The organism is Variovorax sp. 05T418 (genome assembly GCF_056396385.1).
The window spans coordinates 246488-266789 of the sequence record NZ_JBFTLJ010000002.1 but is presented as its reverse complement, the minus strand read 5'-3'; the positions used below and the strand labels follow the sequence as shown (position 1 = coordinate 266789).

15 protein-coding genes, 1 tRNA gene and 1 riboswitch are annotated in these 20302 nt (G+C 67.9%); of the genes, 9 read left to right on the top strand and 7 right to left on the bottom strand.

The window, feature by feature from the left end:
• Positions 1-19: 19 nt before the first annotated feature.
• Entirely contained in the window at positions 20-1264 is a 1245-nt protein-coding gene (gene glyA, locus AC1DMS_RS04590) for a serine hydroxymethyltransferase (RefSeq protein ID WP_047782901.1), read from the bottom strand.
• Between the two features lie 41 nt (positions 1265-1305).
• A riboswitch (ZMP/ZTP riboswitch) is annotated at positions 1306-1432 on the bottom strand.
• A 17-nt stretch (positions 1433-1449) separates the two neighbouring features.
• Positions 1450-2313, bottom strand: a complete 864-nt coding sequence (locus AC1DMS_RS04585; RefSeq protein ID WP_478079265.1) for a transglycosylase SLT domain-containing protein — start codon at positions 2311-2313, stop codon at positions 1450-1452.
• Positions 2314-2891: 578 nt separating this feature from the next.
• On the opposite strand from AC1DMS_RS04585, the gene AC1DMS_RS04580 reads away from it, so the two are divergent.
• Both AC1DMS_RS04580 and AC1DMS_RS04575 read left to right on the top strand, forming a co-directional pair.
• A complete protein-coding gene (locus tag AC1DMS_RS04580) occupies positions 2892-6713 on the top strand; it encodes a DUF748 domain-containing protein (protein ID WP_478083361.1) in 3822 nt (1273 codons plus the stop codon).
• Between the two features lie 128 nt (positions 6714-6841).
• Complete coding sequence (locus tag AC1DMS_RS04575; RefSeq protein ID WP_478083360.1) at positions 6842-9769, top strand: DUF349 domain-containing protein; 2928 nt, start codon at positions 6842-6844, stop codon at positions 9767-9769.
• 70 nt (positions 9770-9839) lie between these two features.
• Here the strand turns inward: AC1DMS_RS04575 and AC1DMS_RS04570 are convergent, their stop codons facing one another.
• The 5 genes from AC1DMS_RS04570 to AC1DMS_RS04550 all read right to left on the bottom strand — a co-directional run bounded on the left by AC1DMS_RS04570 (position 9840) and on the right by AC1DMS_RS04550 (position 13264).
• Entirely contained in the window at positions 9840-10631 is a 792-nt protein-coding gene (locus AC1DMS_RS04570) for a M90 family metallopeptidase (protein ID WP_478083358.1), read from the bottom strand.
• A 7-nt stretch (positions 10632-10638) separates the two neighbouring features.
• Positions 10639-11409: a UDP-2,3-diacylglucosamine diphosphatase gene (locus AC1DMS_RS04565; protein WP_018904610.1), complete on the bottom strand. Its 771-nt coding sequence runs from the start codon at positions 11407-11409 to the stop codon at positions 10639-10641.
• Between the two features lie 37 nt (positions 11410-11446).
• Positions 11447-11959, bottom strand: a complete 513-nt coding sequence (locus AC1DMS_RS04560; protein WP_012748192.1) for a peptidylprolyl isomerase — start codon at positions 11957-11959, stop codon at positions 11447-11449.
• Between the two features lie 30 nt (positions 11960-11989).
• The gene (locus tag AC1DMS_RS04555; RefSeq protein ID WP_278877141.1) at positions 11990-12589 is read right to left on the bottom strand and encodes a peptidylprolyl isomerase; all 600 of its coding nucleotides are present in this window, start codon (positions 12587-12589) and stop codon (positions 11990-11992) included.
• Between the two features lie 84 nt (positions 12590-12673).
• Entirely contained in the window at positions 12674-13264 is a 591-nt protein-coding gene (locus AC1DMS_RS04550) for a tetratricopeptide repeat protein (protein ID WP_012748190.1), read from the bottom strand.
• A 192-nt stretch (positions 13265-13456) separates the two neighbouring features.
• On the opposite strand from AC1DMS_RS04550, the gene cysS reads away from it, so the two are divergent.
• From cysS to AC1DMS_RS04515, 7 genes are all read left to right on the top strand, one after another.
• Positions 13457-14836, top strand: a complete 1380-nt coding sequence (gene cysS, locus AC1DMS_RS04545) for a cysteine--tRNA ligase (RefSeq protein ID WP_412511099.1) — start codon at positions 13457-13459, stop codon at positions 14834-14836.
• A 17-nt stretch (positions 14837-14853) separates the two neighbouring features.
• Positions 14854-15507 carry a DNA-3-methyladenine glycosylase family protein gene (locus AC1DMS_RS04540; protein ID WP_012748188.1) on the top strand — a complete coding sequence of 218 codons (654 nt, stop codon included), beginning with the start codon at positions 14854-14856 and terminating at the stop codon, positions 15505-15507.
• Positions 15508-15523: 16 nt separating this feature from the next.
• Positions 15524-16504, top strand: coding sequence for an acetyl-CoA carboxylase carboxyltransferase subunit alpha (locus AC1DMS_RS04535; RefSeq protein ID WP_012748187.1), 981 nt, complete (start codon positions 15524-15526; stop codon positions 16502-16504).
• A gap of 24 nt (positions 16505-16528) precedes the next feature.
• On the top strand, positions 16529-17506 hold the full coding sequence (tilS, locus tag AC1DMS_RS04530; protein ID WP_478083355.1) for a tRNA lysidine(34) synthetase TilS: 978 nt from the start codon (positions 16529-16531) through the stop codon (positions 17504-17506).
• A gap of 70 nt (positions 17507-17576) precedes the next feature.
• Positions 17577-18845 (top strand): aspartate kinase, encoded by a 1269-nt coding sequence (locus AC1DMS_RS04525; RefSeq protein WP_012748185.1) that lies wholly within the window; start codon positions 17577-17579, stop codon positions 18843-18845.
• Between the two features lie 26 nt (positions 18846-18871).
• Positions 18872-18964, top strand: a tRNA-Ser gene (locus AC1DMS_RS04520).
• 230 nt (positions 18965-19194) lie between these two features.
• Positions 19195-20241, top strand: a complete 1047-nt coding sequence (locus tag AC1DMS_RS04515) for a beta-ribofuranosylaminobenzene 5'-phosphate synthase family protein (RefSeq protein ID WP_478079203.1) — start codon at positions 19195-19197, stop codon at positions 20239-20241.
• The last annotated feature ends 61 nt before the right edge of the window (positions 20242-20302 follow it).

The window sequence follows — 20302 nt, the reverse complement described above, 5'->3', positions numbered from 1 at the left end:
GCGGCCACTTCTTGCCGGATCAGCGGTAGACCGGGAACCGGCTCGTCAGCGCGTGCACCTTGGCGCGGACCGCATCGATGTTGGCGGCGTCGCGCGGGTTCTCGAGCACGTCGGCGATCAGGTTCGCGGTGATGCGCGCCTCTTCGTCCTTGAAGCCGCGCGTGGTCATGGCCGGGGTGCCGATGCGTACGCCGCTGGTGACCATCGGCTTTTCGGGGTCGTTGGGGATCGCGTTCTTGTTGATCGTCATGTGGGCGCTGCCCAGCACGGCTTCGGCTTCCTTGCCGGTGATGCCCTTGGCGCGCAGGTCGACGAGCATCACGTGGCTTTCGGTGCGTCCGCTCACGATGCGCAGGCCGCGCTCGGTGAGGGTGTCGGCCACGATCTGGGCGTTCTTGACCACCTGCTGCTGGTAGGCCTTGAACTCGGGCGACATGGCTTCCTTGAAGGCGACGGCCTTGGCGGCGATCACGTGCATGAGCGGGCCGCCTTGCAGGCCCGGGAAGATCGCGCTGTTGATGGCTTTCTCGTGCTGCGACTTCATCAGGATGATGCCGCCGCGCGGGCCGCGCAGGCTCTTGTGGGTGGTGGAGGTGACCACGTCGGCATGCGGCACCGGGTTGGGGTACACGCCCGCGGCCACGAGCCCGGCGTAGTGGGCAATGTCGACCATGAAGATCGCGCCCACGTCCTTGGCCACCTTGGCAAAGCGCTCGAAGTCGATGCGCAGCGAGTAGGCCGAGGCGCCCGCGATGATCAGCTTGGGCATGTGCTCGTGCGCCTTGCGTTCCATCGCGTCGTAGTCGATGGCTTCGTTGGCATCGAGGCCGTAGCTCACCACGTTGAACCACTTGCCGCTCATGTTGAGGGGCATGCCGTGGGTCAGGTGGCCGCCTTCGGCCAGGCTCATGCCCATGATGGTGTCGCCGGGCTTCAGGAAGGCCAGCATCACGGCTTCGTTGGCCGAGGCGCCGCAATGCGGCTGCACGTTGGCGGCGTCGGCGCCGAAGATCTGCTTGACGCGGTCGATGGCCAGCTGCTCGGCCACGTCGACATGCTCGCAGCCGCCGTAGTAGCGCTTGCCCGGGTAGCCTTCGGCGTATTTGTTGGTGAGCTGCGAGCCCTGCGCGGCCATGACGGCCGGCGAGGCGTAGTTTTCGCTCGCGATCAGTTCGATGTGGTGTTCCTGGCGCGCGTTTTCGGCCTGGATGGCAGCCCAGATTTCGGGATCGGTCTGTTCGACCAGGATGTTGCGGTGGTACATGGCAGTCCTTTGAAGACGAGGTCCTTGTTCTTCAACCAAACAAGGGCTGCCCAGGCGAACGGCTGAACGCCTGTATGGATGCCAGGCGGCACGCTTCCCAGTGGTATTCCACGTCAGCGCAGGGCACCGTGCGGGGTGCTGCGCCTATCGCCAGTCGCGTACGGGGTGAAGTGTAGCGCAGGGGCTCAGGAAACGCCCGACAGCAGGGCCACTTTCTGCGGGTCCGCTGCCGGCTCGGCCGCCTGTTGCGGCTTGGGCGGCACGGCAACCGGAATCGGCTGGGCCTGCGCACGCACGACCGGCGCCGCGGGCGTTGGCATGGTCGGCGGATTGCGGCCATTGGCTACCTGAACCAGGCGTTCGTGCTCGGCCAGCACCTTGCCGGCATAGCCGCCGTCGTCCTCGAGGTTGGCCGCGCCCACGTAGTAGCGCAGGCCGCCTTCGAGCGAGCCGGCGCGGGCGATGCATTCCTGCAGCACCTTCACGCCCACGCGCATGTTGGTCACGGGGTCGAAGGCGGTGAGCGTGCCGCCCGCGCTTTCGTACTTGTCGCCGTGCACGCGTGTCATGACCTGCATCAGGCCCTGGGCGCCGACCTGGCTCTGGGCGAAGGGATTGAAGCTCGATTCGACAGCCATGATGGCCAGGATCAGCGTCGGGTCGAGCTTGGTGCGCTTGCCCAATTGATAGGCCTCCGCAACCAGCACGCTCAGCGGTTCGGCCGCCACGCGGTACTTCTTGCTGAGCCAATAGGCCACGGCGGCCTGCTGCTTGGGCAGGTCGCCGGGGCTCGCGGCCGTGGTGCGCACGATGGCGGTCGGCTCCAGGTCGGTGGCTTCGGGCGCGGGCTTGCGCGACTGCAGCCAACCCATGAGCTGTTCCTCGCCGGCCTTGCGCAGGTCGGGCCGCGCCACCAGGGCGAGGGCCGCGAACACGATGGCCAGGCCAACCAGTGCAAACCCGTTGTGGGTGATCTCAAAAAAGCCGTCTGCCACATCGGACACAAAGGTCCTCAGCCCGCGGGCCGTGGCATCAAACGCCTTGTTCATCGCTCTTCCTTTCTGTGCGGCACCTGGTCGCAGCGCCGCGGGGGCGATGGATGAAGGCAGCGGCGCTTGGATTGGTACGAATCAGGCTCCGCGCATGGAGGTGTAGGGGGTGGAGCGCGGCGGCCTGATCAAGCCGGGGGAACTCGGCAGCGGATTCAGGTGGCCCCTGCTGGGTCTGGGGCAGGCCAGGGGCAGGCGGGATTCTAGCGCGGCTAAATACCCGGTCAAGTATAAGAACCTATTCCCTTATGTGATTACATATTTAAACAAAATCTAAGGGAAAACCCTTGGAAGACGGCATTGCAATGCAAGGGCGGGGCGCCTAATCTGAATACGCCTGAGTTCTCAGGCGGTTTTCCGAAATCCTACGGCCCGAGGTGCAAGTCAAGGGTTGGAACGATGGAGGATCCATGGCGGCAATCTCTTGCTGCCAGCACGGCAGGAACCATTGACTTCCGGTCGCGCGAAACGATGGCATGGGTTTTGTGCCCGCCATCAAGCCCGGTAATGAGACTTTTCGTCGAATTGCCGGGCTTTCTTGTTTCTGGCTCCAAGCTTCTTTGCGGCACACTCCCGCGATGGATGTAGCTTCGCTCAAACAAAACAAATGGGTGCGACGTGGGATCGTCGCGTTGCTGGTTCTGCTGGCGCTCTGGGTCATCGCCTGGCTCGCGGTGCCGCCAATTGCCAAGAGCCAGCTCCAGAAGATCGCGAGCGAGAAGCTGGGCCGGCAGGTCACGGTCGGCAAGATCGATTTCAAGCCCTGGACCCTCGAGCTCGCGCTGAACGACCTGCGCATTGCCACGGCCGACGGCAGCCGGCCCCAGGTGGCGGTCAAGCGCATCTATGCCGACGCCGAACTGCAGTCGATCCTGCGCCTGGCGCCGGTGATCGATGCGGTGACGGTCGAGGCGCCGGCCATCCTGCTCACGCACCAGGCCGACGGCAAGTACGACATCGACGACATCCTGGCCAAGCTCGCGGCCGGACCGCCGCCCGATCCCAAGGCCGAACCGGCGCGCTTTGCGATCTACAACATCTCGATCAGGGACGGCGCGGTCGATTTCGACGACCAGACCGTCAAGCGCAGGCACGAGCTGCGCGGCTTCGTGCTCAACGTGCCGTTCCTGAGCAACCTGGCCTCCAAGCGCGACATCAACACCGAGCCCAAGCTGGCTTTCGCGCTCAACGGCAGCAAGTTCGATTCGGCGGCCCTCACCACGCCGTTCGCGGCAAGCCGCAAGACCGACGCCCACGTGCAGTTCAAGGGGCTCGACCTGGCGCCGTACCTGGGCTACATCCCGGGCGGCCTGCCAGTGCAACTGCAGGCGGGCAGCCTGGATGCCGACCTGAAGATCGACTTCGAGCAGGCTGCCACCGCCGGCCTCAAGATCACCGGCACGGTCGAGGCGCACAAGGCGAAGCTCGGCGATGCGCGGGGGCGGGACCTCCTGGGTTTCGATTCGCTCAAGCTGGCGCTGGCCGACGTGCGGCCGCTGGAAGCGGTGTTTCACCTGAGCGAGGTGGCGCTGGCCAATCCGCAGCTTGCGGTCGCGCGCGACGCCAAGGGCCAGCTCAACCTGCTGGCCACCGATCCGGCCACCGGAGCGGCAGAGAAGGTGGCGAAAGCCCCCGCCGCCGCGGCAAGCGCGCCGGACGGCAAGGCCCCCGAAAAGCCGAAGCTGAAGGTCCGCGTCGACAAGGTGGCTCTCAGCGGCGGGCGCATCGGATGGCGCGATGAAACCGTCCAGCCGGCCGCGGCCATCGAGACGACCGCGCTCGGCCTCGACCTGACCGAGCTCACCTGGCCCATGGAGAAGCCGGCCCGGTTCAGCGGCAGCACCGCCATTGCCGGCGCCACGCTCAAGTTCCAGGGCAGCGCCACCGACAAGGTGGCCGAGGTGCAGACCGAGGTCGACGCGCTGCCGCTGTCGCTGGCGGCCCCCTATCTGGCGCAGAGCCTGGAGCCCACGCTCGACGGCAAGCTCAGCGGCCAGGTCGAGGTTGCGTGGGCCCAGCCCGACCTGCGCTTCAAGGCGCGGCGCGTGGCCGTCGACGGCCTGGCGCTCACCCAGGCGAAGACCGCGCTGGCAAGCGTCGGGCGCTTCGAGCTGATCGACGCCGAAGCCGACATGACCAAGCACACGCTGGACGTGGCCTCGTTCACCGCCACCAACCCGAAGGTGCAGGTCGAGCGCGACAGCGAAAAGCGCTGGATGTTCGAGCGCTGGCTCAAGACGCCGGCCGGGAACGGCGGCATGGCGCAGGCCAAGGCGGCCGCGCCCAAGCCTGCCGGCGCGGGCCCCGAGGCGGCACCGCCCGGCGCCAACACCAAGCCCTGGGCATTGACCATCGGCACCCTGGCGGTCGACAACGGCACGCTGTCCTATGCCGACAAGGCCAGCGCCACGCCGGTAGCCGTGGAGATCACGGCCTTCAGCCTGAAGGCGCAGAAGGTCGCGCCCGAAACCGCCACGGTCTCGCCCTTGCAGGTTTCGGGGCGCATCGGCTCCCGCCGCTCGGAGCCGGGGCGCTTCGACTACAAGGGCAACGTGGTGCTCAAGCCGCTTTCGGCCGAGGGCCGGCTCGAAGTGGCCTCGTTCCCGGCGCATGCCTTCAAGGCCTACTACGCCGACGCGCTCAACGTCGACATCCGCCGCGCCTTCGCCAGCTACAAGGGGACGGTGCGCTACGCCAGCGCGCCGGCCGGCATGACGATCAAGCTGGCCGGGGACACGGCGCTCGACGACTTCCGCGCCAACAGCATCTCGCTGACCCAGTCGCCCGGCTTCGATCGCAACACCAACCAGCTGCTGAGCTGGAAGACCCTGAGCCTGCGCGGCCTGCAGGTGAGCATGGCACCCAATGCCCCGCCGGCGGTGGACGTGCGGGAAACCACGCTGACCGATTTCTTCGCCCGCGTGATCGTCGACCCGACCGGCCGGCTCAACCTGGTGAACCTCACCAAGAAGGGCGAGGCGGACGCCAATGCCGCCGCCGCGGCCAGCGCGGACGTCAAGTCCCGCCGCAGCCTCGGCGGAACCACCACCACGACGCGCGGCGGACCGCAGCAGCCTTCGGGCGGCGGTGCGCCGGTCTCGGCCGAGGCCATGGTCGGCGGCGGTCCCGAGCCGGCCAAGCCGGCCGCGGCGCCCACCGCAACCGCGCAGGCCGAGGCCGATGCGGGGCCCAGGCCGGTCATCAACTTCGGCCCGATGAGCCTGGTCAACGGCCGCATCGACTTCACCGACCTGTTCGTGAAGCCCAACTATTCGGCCGACCTGAGCGAGCTGACCGGCAAGCTCAGCTCCTTCTCGTCGAACCCGCCCAAGGGCGAGGGCGGCCGTCCCGCGCTGGCCGACCTGGAACTGCGCGGCAAGGCGCAGCAGACCGCCGCGCTGGAAATCACCGGCAAGCTCAATCCGCTGGCCAAGCCGCTGGAGCTCGACATCACCGCCAAGATGCGCGATCTCGACTTGGCACCGCTGTCGCCATACTCGGTGCGCTACGCCGGCCACGGCATCGAGCGCGGCAAGATGAGCATGGACGTCAACTACAAGATCGCACCCGACGGCCAGCTCACGGCCTCCAACAAGCTGGTGCTCAACCAGCTGCAGTTCGGCGACGAAGTGCAGGGCGCGCCCAACAGCCTGCCGGTGCGGCTCGCGGTGGCCCTGCTGGCCGACCGCAACGGCGTGATCGACGTGGACCTGCCGCTCAGGGGCTCGCTCAACGATCCGCAGTTCAGCATCGGCCCGCTGATCTTCAAGGCGGTGGTCAACCTGATCGTCAAGGCGGTGACCTCGCCGTTCAGCCTGCTGACCGGCGGACTCGGCGGCGGCAGCGGCGAGTCGAGCACCATCACCTTCGAGCCCGGAAGCGCCGTGCTCAGCGCCACTGCCAAGGAGAGCCTGGACAAGGTCGTGAAGGCGCTGACGGAGCGTCCGAACCTGCGGATGACGGTGGTCGGCACCGCCAGCCTCGAAAAGGAGCGCGACGCCTACCAGCGCCAGCGCCTGCGCCAGCTCGCCCAGGCCGAGAAGCGGCGCGTGGCGGTGCGCGGCGGCCAGGACGGCACCGAGGTGCCGCCCCTGACCGATGCCGAATACCCCGAGCTGCTGACCGCCGTGTACAAGCGCGCGGACATCACCAAGCCGCGCAACATGGTCGGCCTCGCCAAGGACCTGCCGGTGAAGGAAATGGAAAACCTGCTGCTCGCGAGCATTCCGGTCGACGAGGAGTCGATCCGCCAGCTGGCCGTGGAGCGCGGCGCCGTGGTGCGCGACTACCTGCTGGCCCAGAAGCTGCCGAGCGAGCGCCTGTTCCTCGGTGCCGTGAAGACCAAGGCGAGCGGTGACGACTGGAAGCCCGGCGCCGAGCTCGACCTGGCCATGAAGTGACGAACGCCCACTTGGTTTTCCGCTCCGCCTCGCCATATAGGTAGCCATCCCGCGCCGCTTCCGGCAGCCATTTGGCTGCGGTTGCGGCATGGAATTCAACCGCCCGCCACAACTGGGTGAAAATGTCGATGTGCGCCGGCCTTTGCCGGCGCCTTCGCTTTCTCTCTTCAGACAACGATTTCGCGCAAGTGACCTCTACTTCTTCCAAGCCACACGACCTCCAGGCCCTCGACACGCTCACCGGCGGCGCCTTCACCGCGCCAACTTCGGGCGAGCGCGCCGCGCGCATCCGCGACTGGCTCGCAGGCAACCCCGCGCCCGAGCAGATGCAGGAAGTCTTCAAGGAGCTGAGCGGCCGCGACAAGGGCGCCGCGCGCCTGCTGCGCGAAAAGCTTGACGAACTCAAGCGCGCCAAGAGCCAGGAGGCCATTGCCGCCGAATGGGCACAAAAGGCCGAGGCGCTGCTGGCCCAGCCCAAGCTCAACATCGCCGATGCGCTCGCCTGGCAGCGCGACGCCGCCAAGGCCGGCGCGCCCCTCTCGCGCGAACCGCTCGCGGGTTTCAAGGTGCAGTTGGCCGAACGCGTCAAGGGCATCGAAGACCTGCAGCACCGCGCCCAGGTGCACCGCGAGGCCGCCGTGCTGCTGGCCCAGCGCTTCGAGGTGCTGTCGACCAAGGGCTGGCAGGACGCCCAGGCCGCCGAGGAATCGCTGCGCGCCGATGTGGCCCACTGGCAGCAGCAGGCCGCCGACATCACGGCCGATGCCAACTGGAACAGCCTGGATGCCAGGTTCGCCCCGCAGCTCGAAGCGTCGAAGGCGCAGTTGCTGGTCGTCTCCGATGCGTTCCATGCGGCATTGGCCCAGGCGCAGGCCGCGGCCGCCGACGCTGCCGCCCCCTTGCCGCCGGTGCCGGTGTGGGCCGACGAGCTGCGCGCCGCGCGCGGCGAAGTCGTCGCACCCAAGGCGGCGCCCGCCAAGCCCGCGGCACCCAAGGTCGACCCGGCCGTGCGTGCAGCGGCACAGGACGCCGTGCAGGCGGCCCTGGCCAAGCTCGAACAGGAAACCGCCGAAGGCCACGGCAAGGCCAGCGCCGGCGCGGCCGCCGCATTGCGTGCGGTGCTGAAGGAACACGGCAAGCTGGTCGAGGCACCGCTCGAGGCGCGCGTGCATGCGGCGCTGGTCGCAGCCGGCGAGCTCGAAGGCTGGCAGCGCTGGAGCGCCGACAAGGTGCGCGAAGACCTCGTCGCCAAGGCCGAAGGCCTGCTCAAGCGCCCCGAAGGCCAGGCCCTTGGCGGCCGCAAGATGCAGGAAACCCTGCGCTCGCTGCGCGACCAGTGGAAGCAGGCCGACCAGGGCGGCGTGCCCAACCACGCGCTCTGGAAGCGCTTCGACGAAGCCTGCAACGAAGCCCACAAGGTGGTCGAGGCCTGGCTCGAGAAGGTGCGCGCCGATGCGGCCGAGCACCGCGCGCACCGCGTGGCGCTGATCGAAGAAGTGCGGGCCTGGGCGGCCGAGCACGCCAACCCCACCGACCTGAAGGCGCACAACCGCGCGCTGCATCAGTTTGCCGACCGCTGGCGCGATGCCGGCCACGTGGGCGAGAAGATCTTCGCCGAGCTGCAGCCGCAGTGGAACGAAGCCTTCGGCGCCGCGCGCGCACCCTTCGAGGCGGCGCAAAAGGCCAGCATCGAACGACGCCAGGCCATGATCGCGGAAGCCGCCGAGCTCGGCGCCCAGCCCATGCTGCGCATCGATGCCGTCAAGGCGTTGCAGCAGCGCTGGCAGGCCGAGGCCCAGGGCGTGCCGCTCGACCGCCGCCATGAGCAAAAGCTGTGGGACGCGTTCCGCGCACCCATCGACGAAGCCTTCAACCGCAAGACCGCCGAGCGCGAAAAGGTCTCCTCTGCAATGAGCGAGCACGACCGCCATGTGCTCGAGGCCTCCAAGGCACTGGACGCGGCCAATGCCGGCGGCGACGTGCAGAAGATCCGCGCCGCCATCGCGCGGCTCGAAGCCGCGCTGCGCGGCGAGGCGCCTCCGCCTGCGCCGGCACCTGCCGCAAAGCCTGAGCCCTCGAGCGACGGCCCCGCCGTGGGCGCCACCGAAGTGGTTGCGCCCGGACAGGCTGCGGCCGAGTTCGGCGAGAGCGCCGAGCAGGCGCCGGGCTCGAGCGACGCGGAAGCCCAGCCGGGCACGCACGCTCCGGCCCGTGCCGCGGCCAGCCCGGACCTCGTCGCGCCGGCCGACGGTGCCGACGCATCGGCGCGCTCCGACGTGGCGGCACATGACGCCGGCGAAGCTGCCGCGGCCGAAGAAGCCAAGGCACCGCCCGCACCGCCGAAGCCCGCGCCCAAGCCCGTGGTCGCCGTGCGCGGCGACGACCGTCCCGGCAACAAGAAGGCCGAGGCCGTGCCTGCGGGCCGTGCAGGCGGCCGCTTCGGCGATCGGCGCGATGGCGCCCGTCCGGGGCCGGGCGGCCCTGGCCGTCCCGGTGATCGCGGCGCGGCGCGTCCCGATGGCCGCGGCGACCGCGGTGCGCCGGCCGGACGCTTCGGCGACCGTCCGCCGCGCTTCGAGGACCGTGGTCCGCGGCTCGGCGACGCCGCTTTCCGCGCCCAGCGCGAAGCGCTCGAGCGCGCCGACCTCGCGCTGCGCAAGCTTGCGGCGCAGGCCCACGGCGAAGCGCTCACGCAGGTGCTCGGCGCATGGGAACAGCGCGATGCCTCGCGGCTGCCCAGCGTGCAGGAACTCGGACGCGCGGTGACGCCCGCGGTGCGCAGCGGCTGGTCCCAGGCCATCGGCACGGCGCCCAAGGCCGCGCCCGATGAAGCTGCCGAAGCGCTGCTGCGCCTCGAAATGGCCGCCGAAGTGCCGACGCCGGCCGAGCAGCTCGACGCGCGCCGTGCATTGCAGCTCAAGCTGCTGACCAAGCGCGGCGATCCGGCACCGGCCCAGACCTGGGGCCAGGACGCCGGCAAGGTGCTGGCGGCGGCCCATGACCCTGCGAGCGCGCGCCGTTTGCAGAATGCGCTGAAGGCGCTGCTGCGCAAGTAGGCGGGATCGTCGTCCTGCCAAAGAAGAAAAGCGCCCACGGGCGCTTTTCTTTTGCCCGGCCGCGCGGCGATCAGGCCTGGCCGCGTCCGAAGAATTCGTCGAAGAGCGCGAGCACCGACGGGAAATCCCGCGCAAAGGCCGTGCGGTTCACGAAGTAGGCCTCGCAGGCCACCGCGAAGAATTCGCTGATCGACACCGCCCCGTAGTCGTCGAGCCACGGCGGCTCCGCGCCGAAGCGCTCGGCCAGGATGGTTTTCTCGCGGAAGTCCTCGTACGCCGGCTGCAGCACCGCGAGCCAGGCGGCGCCGGCCTCGCGTGCGCTTCGCTTGCCCGCAAAGCCGGGCGGCAGCGGCGGGCAGCCGTCGGCGTCGCCTGCGCGCATGTCGATCTTGTGGGCGAATTCGTGGATCACGACGTTGTAGCCGCCGCCCGTCGTGATGCCGCTCGCGAGCACGTCCTGCCAGCTCAGCATCACCGGCCCGCGGTCCATGGCCTCGCCGGCTACCACTTCGTCGTATTCGTGCACCACCTGCGCCTCGTCGACGATCTTGCGCCGCGCGACGACCTCCGACGGATGTACCACGATACCGACGAAATCGTCGTACCAGTCCAGCCCGCCCTTCAGGTTGAGGATCGGCAGCACCGCCTGCGCGGCGATGGCCAGCGCGACCTCGTCGGTGATGATGAAGCCCTGGGTGCCGTGGAACTCCTTGTCGCGCAGAAATTCGGCCGCCAGGGTGCGCAGCCGCTGCTGGGCGGCCCCGGGCAATGCGCCAAGAAAGGCATAGCGCGCCAGCGTGGCCTGCCAGGCGTCTTCAGGGATGGAGGGCAGGGCGCGCAGCCGGCGCAGCCACTTGAACATACCCGCGCTAGCGCAGGTCGACGCGCTGTGCGCCGGCGGGGGACAGGCACAGCAGCTGCGCGCGCGGCGGATGGGCTGCGGCATCCCAGTCGCTGAGGACGATGCGGCTGAGGCCGTCGCCCAGGTCGTGATCGGCCGGGCGGTGCGTGTGGCCGTGCACCAGCGTGTGCGCGCGCGCCTGCTGCAGCCACTGGCGCGCGGCGCCGCCGTCCACGTCGGCCCAGACGGCCGAGGGGTTGCGCTTGCGGTCTTCGCTTTGCGCGCGCATGGAGCGCGCGAGCGCGCGGCGCTCGGCCAGCGGCCTGGCCAGGAAGGCGGCCTGCCATTCGGGCGTGCGCACCTGGGCGCGGAACTGGAGGTAGTCGGTGTCGTCCAGGCAAAGGATGTCGCCATGGCTCAGCAGCCAGCGTTCGCCATGCAGCACCAGCACCGTGGGGTCGTCCAGCAGCGTGAAGCCGCACTGGGCAGCGAGCGCCGGGCCCACGAGGAAGTCGCGGTTGCCGTGCATGAAGTACACCGGCAGCCGCTCGGCCGTGCGGCGCAGCAGCTCGGCGCATTCGGCCTCGAAGCCGGGCAGGGCGGCGGCGTCGTCGCCCACCCACACCTCGAACAGGTCGCCCAGGATGACGAGCGCATCGGCCGGCGTGGTCTCCAGATAGCCGCGCCAGGCCTCGAAGGTGGCGGGCTCGTCGACCTGCAGGTGCAGGTCGGAGATCAGGTCGACGGTGCGCCACGCGGGCGGGGCGAGCAGTTCCTTGAAAACCGGAGGTTCCGCCATGCCCGTGCCGCGCCGCGTTCGTTCGCCGGTCCGCGCGTTATTCCGCGACGAGAACGGCCTTCTCGATGACCACGTCCTCGAGCGGCACGTCGTCGTGGAAGCCCTTGCGGCCCGTCTTCACGGCCTTGATCTTGTCCACCACGTCGGTGCCGCCGGTGACCTTGCCGAACACCGCGTAGCCCCAGCCTTGGGCCGAGGGCGCGGTGTGGTTCAGGAAGCCGTTGTCGGCCACGTTGATGAAGAACTGGGCGGTGGCCGAGTGCGGTGCGCTGGTGCGCGCCATGGCGACGGTGTAGTTGTCGTTCTTGAGGCCGTTGTTGGCTTCGTTCTCGATCTCGGCGCCGGTGGGCTTTTGCTTCATGCCGGGCTCGAAGCCGCCGCCTTGCACCATGAAGCCCGGGATCACGCGGTGGAACACCGTGTTGTCGTAGTGACCGTTCTTCACATAGTTGACGAAGTTCTCGGCCGACTTCGGCGCCTTGGCGCTGTCGAGTTCGAGCGTGATCACGCCGTAGTTCTTGATGTGGAGTTCGACTTTGGGGTTGCTCATGAGGGAGTCCTTCCTTCGGATGTTCGGAAATTATTTCGCCAGTGTGGCGGACTTGATGATGATGGGCTCGAGCGGCACGTTCTGCATGCCGCCCTTGTTACCGGTTTGCACGGCACGGATCTTGTCGACCACCTCGGTGCCGGCCACGACGCGGCCGAACACCGTGTAGCCGTAGCCGTCGGGGTTGGGCGCGTTGAGCGAATCGTTGTTCTTCACGTTGATGAAGAACTGCGAGGTGGCCGAATTCGGATTGCCCGTGCGCGCCATTGCGATGGTGTAGCGGTCGTTCTTCAGGCCGTTGCTGGCTTCGAGCGGAATGGGCGCGCGCGTGGGTTTTTGCTGCATGTCGGCCGTGAAGCCGCCGCCCTGGATCATGAAGCCGTCGATCACGCGGTGGAACACGGTGCCGTCGTAGTGCTTGTCCTTGACGTACTGCAGGAAGTTCTCGACCGTCTGGGGTGCCTTGGCCTGGTCGAGCTCGACCAGGATGTCGCCGGCCGAGGTGGCGAGCTTCACGCGCGGGCCGGGCTGCTGCGCATGGACGGCGCCGGCAAAGGCGAGCGAGGCGGCCAGCACGAGCGCGCCGCGGCGGCTGAAGCGGGTGGACAGGGAAGGGGCTTGGATCGTCAAGGATGGCTCCGTGTGCGAATGATGTGGGGCGCGGGCCGGGCAATGCAAGCGGCCGTGGCCAGGATGCTGCCGGCGGTTGTCGTTTTACTTGCTGGCGCGGCCGACCGGCTTGCGGGCTTCAGGCGGTGCCGCCGGCAGGGCCGCGGCATCGGCCTCGGCCTTGGGCGTGAAGATCTGGCGGATCAGCGAGAGCTTGGGCGCCACGCTGGCGTTGGTGCTGGCGAATTGCTGCGCTCGCACATATTCCTGGGCCGCCAGGCGGGCGTACACGTCGCCGAGGTTCTCGTGCGCGGTGGCGTAGTTGGGGTTGAGCCTGAGCGCCTGCTCCAGCGCGGCGCGCGCCTGGTCGAACTTGCTCTGCGCTGCATAGAGCGCGGCCAGGTTGTTGTAGGGCTCGGGCAGCTCCGGGAAATCCTGCGTCATCTGCGTGAACGCGGCAATGGCCTCGTTCTGCTTCTTCTGCTCGGTGAGGATCACGCCGCGCAGGAAGCGCATCTGCGGATCGCGCGGCTTGCCGGCGATGTAGGCGTCGGCCTTGGCGAGCGCCTCGTTCGACTTGCCCTGGCGCAGCAGGGTGTTCACGTCGTCGTAGTCGTTGGCGTAGGCCGCGGAACCCCACAGGCTGAACAGCAGTGCGAAGGCGATGGAGAGTTTGGAGAACGCGACGTGCTTCATGAAGCCTCGGCAGGAGTGGGAAATGCGGGCTTCGAAAACACCCGGAATGGACACGGCAGCAGCCGTTTATACTGCGGTGCATTGTAGCCGAGGGGCCATGTCCAACCCCTCGTGGCCACTGTCCCGTCACCCCTGAAATACACCGTCGTTCGCCCGTACCGCACGAGCGCGAAGCGACGCTTTCCGAGCCTCATGAGTCTGCGCATCTACAACACGCTTTCGCGTGAACTGGAGGAGTTCTCCCCATTGCAACCGGGCCGGGTGCGCATGTACGTGTGCGGCATGACGGTCTATGACCTCTGCCATCTGGGCCATGCGCGCTCGATGATCGCCTTCGACCTGGTGCAGCGCTGGCTCAAGGCCAGCGGCCTGGCCGTGACCTACGTGCGCAACATCACCGATATCGACGACAAGATCATTCGCCGCGCGGTCGAGAACGGCGAAACCATCCGTTCGCTCACCGACCGCATGATCGATGCGCTGCACGAAGATGCCGATGCGCTCGGCATCGAGCGGCCCACCCACGAACCCCGCGCCACCGACTACATCCCGCAGATGCTGTCGATGATCGGCACGCTCGAGAAGAAGGGCCTGGCCTACCGCGCGGAGAACGGCGACGTGAACTACGCGGTGCGCAAGTTTCCGGGCTACGGCAAGCTCAGCGGGAAGTCCATCGACGAGCTGCACGCGGGCGAGCGCGTGGCGGTGCTCGACGGCAAGGACGATCCGCTCGACCCGGTGCTCTGGAAGAGCGCCAAGGCGAGCGAACCCGAAGAAGTGAAGTGGGCCAGCGAGTTCGGCCCGGGCCGCCCCGGCTGGCACATCGAGTGCTCGGCCATGGCTTGCGAGCTGCTGGGTGAAACGCTCGACATCCATGGTGGCGGCGAAGACCTGCAGTTCCCGCATCACGAGAACGAAATTGCGCAGAGCGAAGGCGCAACCGGCAAGCCGCTGGCCAACTACTGGATGCACAACGGCTTCATCGTGACCGACAACGAGAAGATGTCCAAGAGCCTGGGCAACTTCTTCCTGATCCGCGACGTGCTCAAGAAGTACGACGCCGAGACCATCCGCTTCTTCGTCGTGCGGGCGCACTACCGCCGTCCGCTCAACTACAGCGACGTGCATCTCGACGACGCCCGCGCCTCGCTCAAGCGGCTCTACACGTCGCTCGACCTGGTCGCGCCGCAGGCGTTGGCGGCCATCGACTGGAACGATCCGTATGCGGCGCGCTTCAAGGCCGCAATGGACGAGGACTTTGCAACGCCCGAGGCCGTGGCCGTGCTGTTCGATCTGGCGGGTGAAGTGAACCGCACGCAGTCGCCCGCGCAGGCCGGGCTGCTGAAGGCGCTCGGCGGATGCCTGAACATCCTGCAGGACGACCCGAAGCGCTTCCTGCGCGCGGGCGCCACGCTGGACGAGGCGACCATCCAAGCGCAGATCGATGCGCGCGCGGCCGCCAAGGCCGCAAAGAACTTCGCCGAGGCCGACCGCATCCGCAACGACCTCCTGGCGCAGGGCATCGTGCTCAAGGATTCGCCCACCGGCACAACCTGGGCCGCAGCGCAGTGAACGGAACCACGAATCCCATGCCTGCTTCCTCGAAAAACCCGGCGGTCCAGATCTTCACGCCGGACTATTGGGAAGAGGCCTGCAAGCACCTGTCCAGGAAGGACCGCGTGATGAAGCGGCTGATCCCGAAGTTCGGCGATGCCTGCCTCGAGTCGCGCGGCGACGCGTTCACCACGCTCGCGCGCAGCATCGTGGGCCAGCAGATTTCGGTGAAGGCCGCGCAGACCGTGTGGGACAAGTTCGTGGTGCTGCCGCGCAAGCTCACGCCGGCCAACGTGCTCAAGCTCAAGGTCGACGACATGCGCGCGGCGGGGCTGTCGGCGCGCAAGATCGAGTACCTGGTGGACCTGGCCATTCACTTCGATTCGGGCGCGGTGCACGTCGACGCCTGGAAGGACATGGCCGACGAGCTCATCATCGACGAGCTCGTGGCCATCCGCGGCATCGGCCGCTGGACGGCCGAGATGTTCCTCATCTTCCACCTGATGCGCCCCAATGTGCTGCCGGTCGACGACCTGGGCCTGCTCAACGGCATCAGCGTCAACTATTTTTCGGGCGATCCCGTGAGCCGCAGCGATGCCCGCGACGTTGCCGTGGCCTGGGCCCCGTATTGCAGCGTGGCGACTTGGTATATTTGGCGATCGCTCGACCCGGTACCGGTCGCATACTGAACAACAGGAGAAGACGTTGGCGAAACGAACCTTCCTCGACTTCGAGCAGCCCATTGCTGAACTCGAAACAAAGATCGAAGAACTGCGCTATGTACAGACCGAATCGGCGGTCGACATCTCGGAGGAAATCGACCAGCTCGGCAAGAAGAGCCAGCAGCTCACCAAGGACATCTACAGCGACCTGACGCCCTGGCAGATCACCAAGATCGCGCGGCATCCGGAGCGGCCCTACACGCTCGACTACGTCAACGAGATCTTCACCGACTTCGTCGAACTGCACGGCGACCGGCACTTTTCGGACGACCTCTCCATTGTGGGCGGCCTGGCGCGCTTCAACGGCACGCCCTGCATGGTGCTCGGCCACCAGAAGGGACGCGACACCAAGGAGCGCACCGCGCGCAACTTCGGCATGAGCAAGCCCGAGGGCTACCGCAAGGCACTGCGCCTCATGAAGACGGCCGAGAAGTTCAAGCTGCCGGTCTTCACCTTCGTCGATACGCCCGGTGCCTATCCGGGCATCGACGCCGAGGAGCGCGGCCAGTCCGAAGCCATCGGCCGCAACATCTACGAGATGGCGCAGCTCGAGGTGCCGATCATCGTCACCATCATCGGCGAAGGCGGCTCCGGCGGCGCACTGGCCATTTCGGTGGGCGACCAGCTCGTGATGCTGCAGTATTCGATCTACTCGGTCATCAGCCCCGAAGGCTGCGCCTCCATTCTCTGGAAGACCAGCGACAAGGCGCAGGAAGCGGCCGATGCCCTCGGCATCACCGCGCACCGCCTGAAGGCGCTCGGCCTGGTCGACAAGATCGTGAACGAGCCGGTCGGCGGGGCGCACCGCGACCACCGCCAGATGGCCGCTTTCCTCAAGCGTGCGCTCAACGACGCCTTCCGCCAGGTCAGCGACCTGAAGCCGAAGGAACTGCTCGAGCGCCGCTACGAACGCCTGCAGAGCTACGGGCGCTTCAACGACACCAAGGCCGACACCGGCAGGTAAGCAAGCCAACGCGCTGCTCCTTCCATGAACGAAGCCTTCGAACGCGCCATGGCCGCGTTCGAGCCGGCGCATCTGCCGCTGGCGGTGGGCTTCAGCGGCGGCGCGGATTCCACGGCGCTGCTTGCCGCTTGCGCCTCGGCCTGGCCCGGGCAGGTGCTTGCCTTTCATGTGCACCACGGCCTGCAGGCCGCGGCCGACGATTTCGAGCGCCATTGCGCGGCCGTGTGCGAACGCCTCGGCGTGCCGCTCGCGGTGCACCGCGTGGACGCGCGCCATGCCCAGGGCGACAGCCCCGAAGATGCGGCGCGCCGCGCCCGCTACGACGCTTTTGCAGCCATGGCACGCATGGATACGGCGCTTGGCGCTATCGAATCGATAGTCCTGGGGCACCATGCGGACGACCAGGTCGAAACCCTTTTTCTGGCGCTCTCCAGGGGCGCCGGCCTGCCGGGCCTCGCGGCCATGCCCGCGCATGCGCGGCGCAACGGGCTGGACATCTACCGCCCGCTGCTGGCCGTGCCCGGAGCCGACATCCGCGCGTGGCTCCAAAGCGTCGACCTGCCGTGGATCGAGGACCCGACCAACGAGGACGAGCGCTACACCCGCAACCGGATCCGGGCCGTGCTGCTGCCCGCGCTCGCGCGGACCTTCCCGCAGTTCCGCGCCACCTTCGCGCGCAGCATCGGCCATGCCGCGCAGGCGCAGGAACTGCTGGGCGAACTCGCGGCGCAGGACCTGGTCGTGGTGGGCAACCCGCCCCGCATCGCCGCGCTGCAGGCGCTTTCACGCGCGCGGCAGGCCAATGTGCTGCGGCACTGGCTGATGCAGGCGCACGGCTGCGCGCCCAGCGCGGCGCAGCTCGACCAGCTGCTGGACCAGGTGCGCGCCTGCACCACCCGCGGCCACCGGATCCACCTCAAGGTGGCCAATGGATTCGCCCAGCGCAGGGGCGACCTGCTGCATTGGTACAATTCCGGGCCCTCGCCCAAGGCTTCGCGCTGACGGCTTGCAGGGCGCCGCGCTGGCACTCGGAGGTGCAGCGGCGGCCCTTCCCATTTCTCTGAATTCATCCATGGCATTGATCGTTCACAAATACGGCGGTACGTCGATGGGCTCGACCGAGCGCATCAAGAATGTCGCCAAGCGCGTCGCCAAGTGGGCGCGCGCCGGCCACCAGATGATCGTGGTCCCGAGTGCCATGAGCGGCGAGACCAATCGCCTGCTCGGCCTGGCCAAGGAACTGGCGCCGAGCAAACCGAGCGATGCCCACGGGCGCGAGCTCGACATGCTCGCCTCGACCGGCGAGCAGGCGTCGTCCGCGCTGCTGGCCATTGCGCTGCAGGCCGAGGGCATGCAGGCCGTGAGCTACGCGGGCTGGCAGGTGTCGGTGCGCACCGACAACTCCTACACCAAGGCGCGCATCGAGAGCATCGACGACGAGCGCGTGCGCGCCGACCTGGACGCCGGCAAGGTGGTGGTCATCACCGGCTTCCAGGGCGTGGACGACAGCGGCAACATCACCACGCTGGGCCGCGGCGGCAGCGACACCTCGGCCGTGGCCATTGCGGCCGCAATGAAGGCGCACGAGTGCCTGATCTACACCGACGTCGACGGCGTCTACACCACCGATCCGCGCGTGGAGCCCGATGCGCGCCGCCTCTCGACCGTGAGCTTCGAAGAGATGCTCGAGATGGCGAGCCTGGGCTCCAAGGTGCTGCAGATCCGCTCGGTGGAATTCGCCGGCAAGTACAAGGTGCCGCTGCGTGTGCTCTCGAGCTTCACGCCGTGGGACATCGACATCAATGAAGAGGCCAAGTCCGGCACGCTGATCACTTTCGAGGAAGACGAAAACATGGAACAAGCCGTCGTATCCGGCATCGCTTTCAACCGCGACGAAGCCAAGATCTCGGTGCTGGGCGTGCCCGACAAGCCGGGCATCGCGTATCACATCCTCGGTGCCGTGGCAGACGCCAACATCGAAGTCGACGTGATCATCCAGAACCTGAGCAAGGACGGCCGGACCGACTTCAGCTTCACGGTGCACCGCAACGAGTATGCGAAGACGGTCGACCTGCTGCAGTCGAAGGTCATGCCCTCGCTGGGCGCGACCGAGATCGTGGGCGACACCAAGATCTGCAAGGTCAGCATCGTGGGCATCGGCATGCGCAGCCACGTGGGTGTTGCCAGCAAGATGTTCCGCGTGCTGAGCGAAGAGGGCATCAACATCCAGATGATTTCCACCAGCGAGATCAAGACCTCGGTCGTGATCGACGAAAAATACATGGAATTGGCCGTGCGCGCGCTGCACAAAGCCTTCGACCTGGACCAACCGGCCGCCTGATGGTGGCATAATCTCGGCTTCTTTCAGGAACTGTGACCGAGTGGCCGAAGGTGCTCCCCTGCTAAGGGAGTATGGGGTGTAGAGCCTCATCGAGGGTTCGAATCCCTCCGGTTCCGCCAGATAGCAAACGAAAACGCCCCTCACGGGGCGTTTTTCATTTGGGCGCTGCAACCGCAGCAGCCGCCCCCTGCAGCGGCCCCCGCACGCCGTGACACATTGTCCCGCTCCTGGGACATCGCCGGCCTCCTGAACGCGCCCTGGCCCCGGTGCCCCCTCTGGGCGCATGGACGGAACGGCCCTTGCTATGACAAGCGAGTCCATGACCTCGCCTCATCGCACACCGCCGCCCATGATCTCCGCCGATCTCGCCATTGCTTCCAGGCTCGACCAGGGCGTTCGCACCGTGAGCGTGAGCGCGCCCGGGCGCCTGCACCTCGGTTTTCTGGACCCCTCGGGTTCGCTGGGACGCGCGTTCGGCAGCCTGGGGCTGGTGATCGACGGCTTCACCACCGATCTCGAACTGTCGGCGTCCGCGTCATCGGACCAGCTGTCGGCCGACACGCCGGCCGGCGGGGCGGAGCTGGCCCGCGCGGCGGACTATCTGGCGGTGTTGAAGCAGCGCAGCAGCCGCCACGCGCCGCTGTCGCTGAGGCTGCGCCATGCGCTGCCGGCACATGCGGGCTTCGGTTCGGGCACGCAGCTGGCGTCGGCGATCGGGCGGGCCTTTGCCGAATGGCATGGGCTCGATCTGGACACGTGCACGCTGGCGCACTGGCTCGGGCGCGGCCTGCGCTCCGGGATCGGCATCGCGGGGTTCGACAGCGGCGGCCTGCTGCTCGACGGCGGCCCGGGCGCCGACGGGTTGCCCGCACCGCTGCTCTCGCGCATCGAGTTTCCGGAGGAATGGCGCGTCATCGTGGTCCAGGACCCCACGCACAAGGGCCTGTCGGGCGGCGCGGAGAAGAAAGCCATTGCGGCCTTGCCGCCCTTGCCGCAAACGGGCGCGGCCGAGATCTGCCATCAGGTGCTGATGCGGGTGCTGCCCGGCGCCGCGCGTGCGGAGTTCGCGCCGTTTGCCGCGGGCATCAATCGCATGCAGCAGCTGCTCGGCGAGCACTTCGCGCCGGCGCAGGGCGGCATCTACACGAGCGCTGCGGTCGGGCGGCTGATGCACTGGTTCGCGGATGCGAGCCGCGGGCATGACGCGGCCATCGGCCAGAGTTCATGGGGCCCCACGAGCTTTGCGATCGTGCCTTCGCACGTGCGGGCCGAGATGCTGGTCGATGCGGCGCGTGCCTCCGGGCAGCTCGACCCGCGGCTGGAGCTGCGCATCGTCTCGGGCCGCAACCGCGGGGCGGTGGTGCGCGGCCGTGCCGCCGAGCCGTCCAAGCGCTGAGGCCGCCGCAGCCGCAGAGCACCCGCCCTCAACCTTCCACACATCAACATCAACCCACGCA

Excerpts from the sequence above, each read along its gene's own strand:
- glyA (WP_047782901.1), bottom strand. The coding sequence starts at position 1,264 with ATGTACCACCGCAACATCCTGGTCGAACAGACCGATCCCGAAATCTGG.
- AC1DMS_RS04585 (WP_478079265.1), bottom strand. The coding sequence starts at position 2,313 with ATGAACAAGGCGTTTGATGCCACGGCCCGCGGGCTGAGGACCTTTGTG.
- AC1DMS_RS04580 (WP_478083361.1), top strand. The coding sequence starts at position 2,892 with ATGGATGTAGCTTCGCTCAAACAAAACAAATGGGTGCGACGTGGGATC.
- AC1DMS_RS04575 (WP_478083360.1), top strand. The coding sequence starts at position 6,842 with ATGTGCGCCGGCCTTTGCCGGCGCCTTCGCTTTCTCTCTTCAGACAAC.
- AC1DMS_RS04570 (WP_478083358.1), bottom strand. The coding sequence starts at position 10,631 with ATGTTCAAGTGGCTGCGCCGGCTGCGCGCCCTGCCCTCCATCCCTGAA.
- AC1DMS_RS04565 (WP_018904610.1), bottom strand. The coding sequence starts at position 11,409 with ATGGCGGAACCTCCGGTTTTCAAGGAACTGCTCGCCCCGCCCGCGTGG.
- AC1DMS_RS04560 (WP_012748192.1), bottom strand. The coding sequence starts at position 11,959 with ATGAGCAACCCCAAAGTCGAACTCCACATCAAGAACTACGGCGTGATC.
- AC1DMS_RS04550 (WP_012748190.1), bottom strand. The coding sequence starts at position 13,264 with ATGAAGCACGTCGCGTTCTCCAAACTCTCCATCGCCTTCGCACTGCTG.
- cysS (WP_412511099.1), top strand. The coding sequence starts at position 13,457 with ATGAGTCTGCGCATCTACAACACGCTTTCGCGTGAACTGGAGGAGTTC.
- AC1DMS_RS04540 (WP_012748188.1), top strand. The coding sequence starts at position 14,854 with ATGCCTGCTTCCTCGAAAAACCCGGCGGTCCAGATCTTCACGCCGGAC.
- tilS (WP_478083355.1), top strand. The coding sequence starts at position 16,529 with ATGAACGAAGCCTTCGAACGCGCCATGGCCGCGTTCGAGCCGGCGCAT.
- AC1DMS_RS04525 (WP_012748185.1), top strand. The coding sequence starts at position 17,577 with ATGGCATTGATCGTTCACAAATACGGCGGTACGTCGATGGGCTCGACC.
- AC1DMS_RS04515 (WP_478079203.1), top strand. The coding sequence starts at position 19,195 with ATGATCTCCGCCGATCTCGCCATTGCTTCCAGGCTCGACCAGGGCGTT.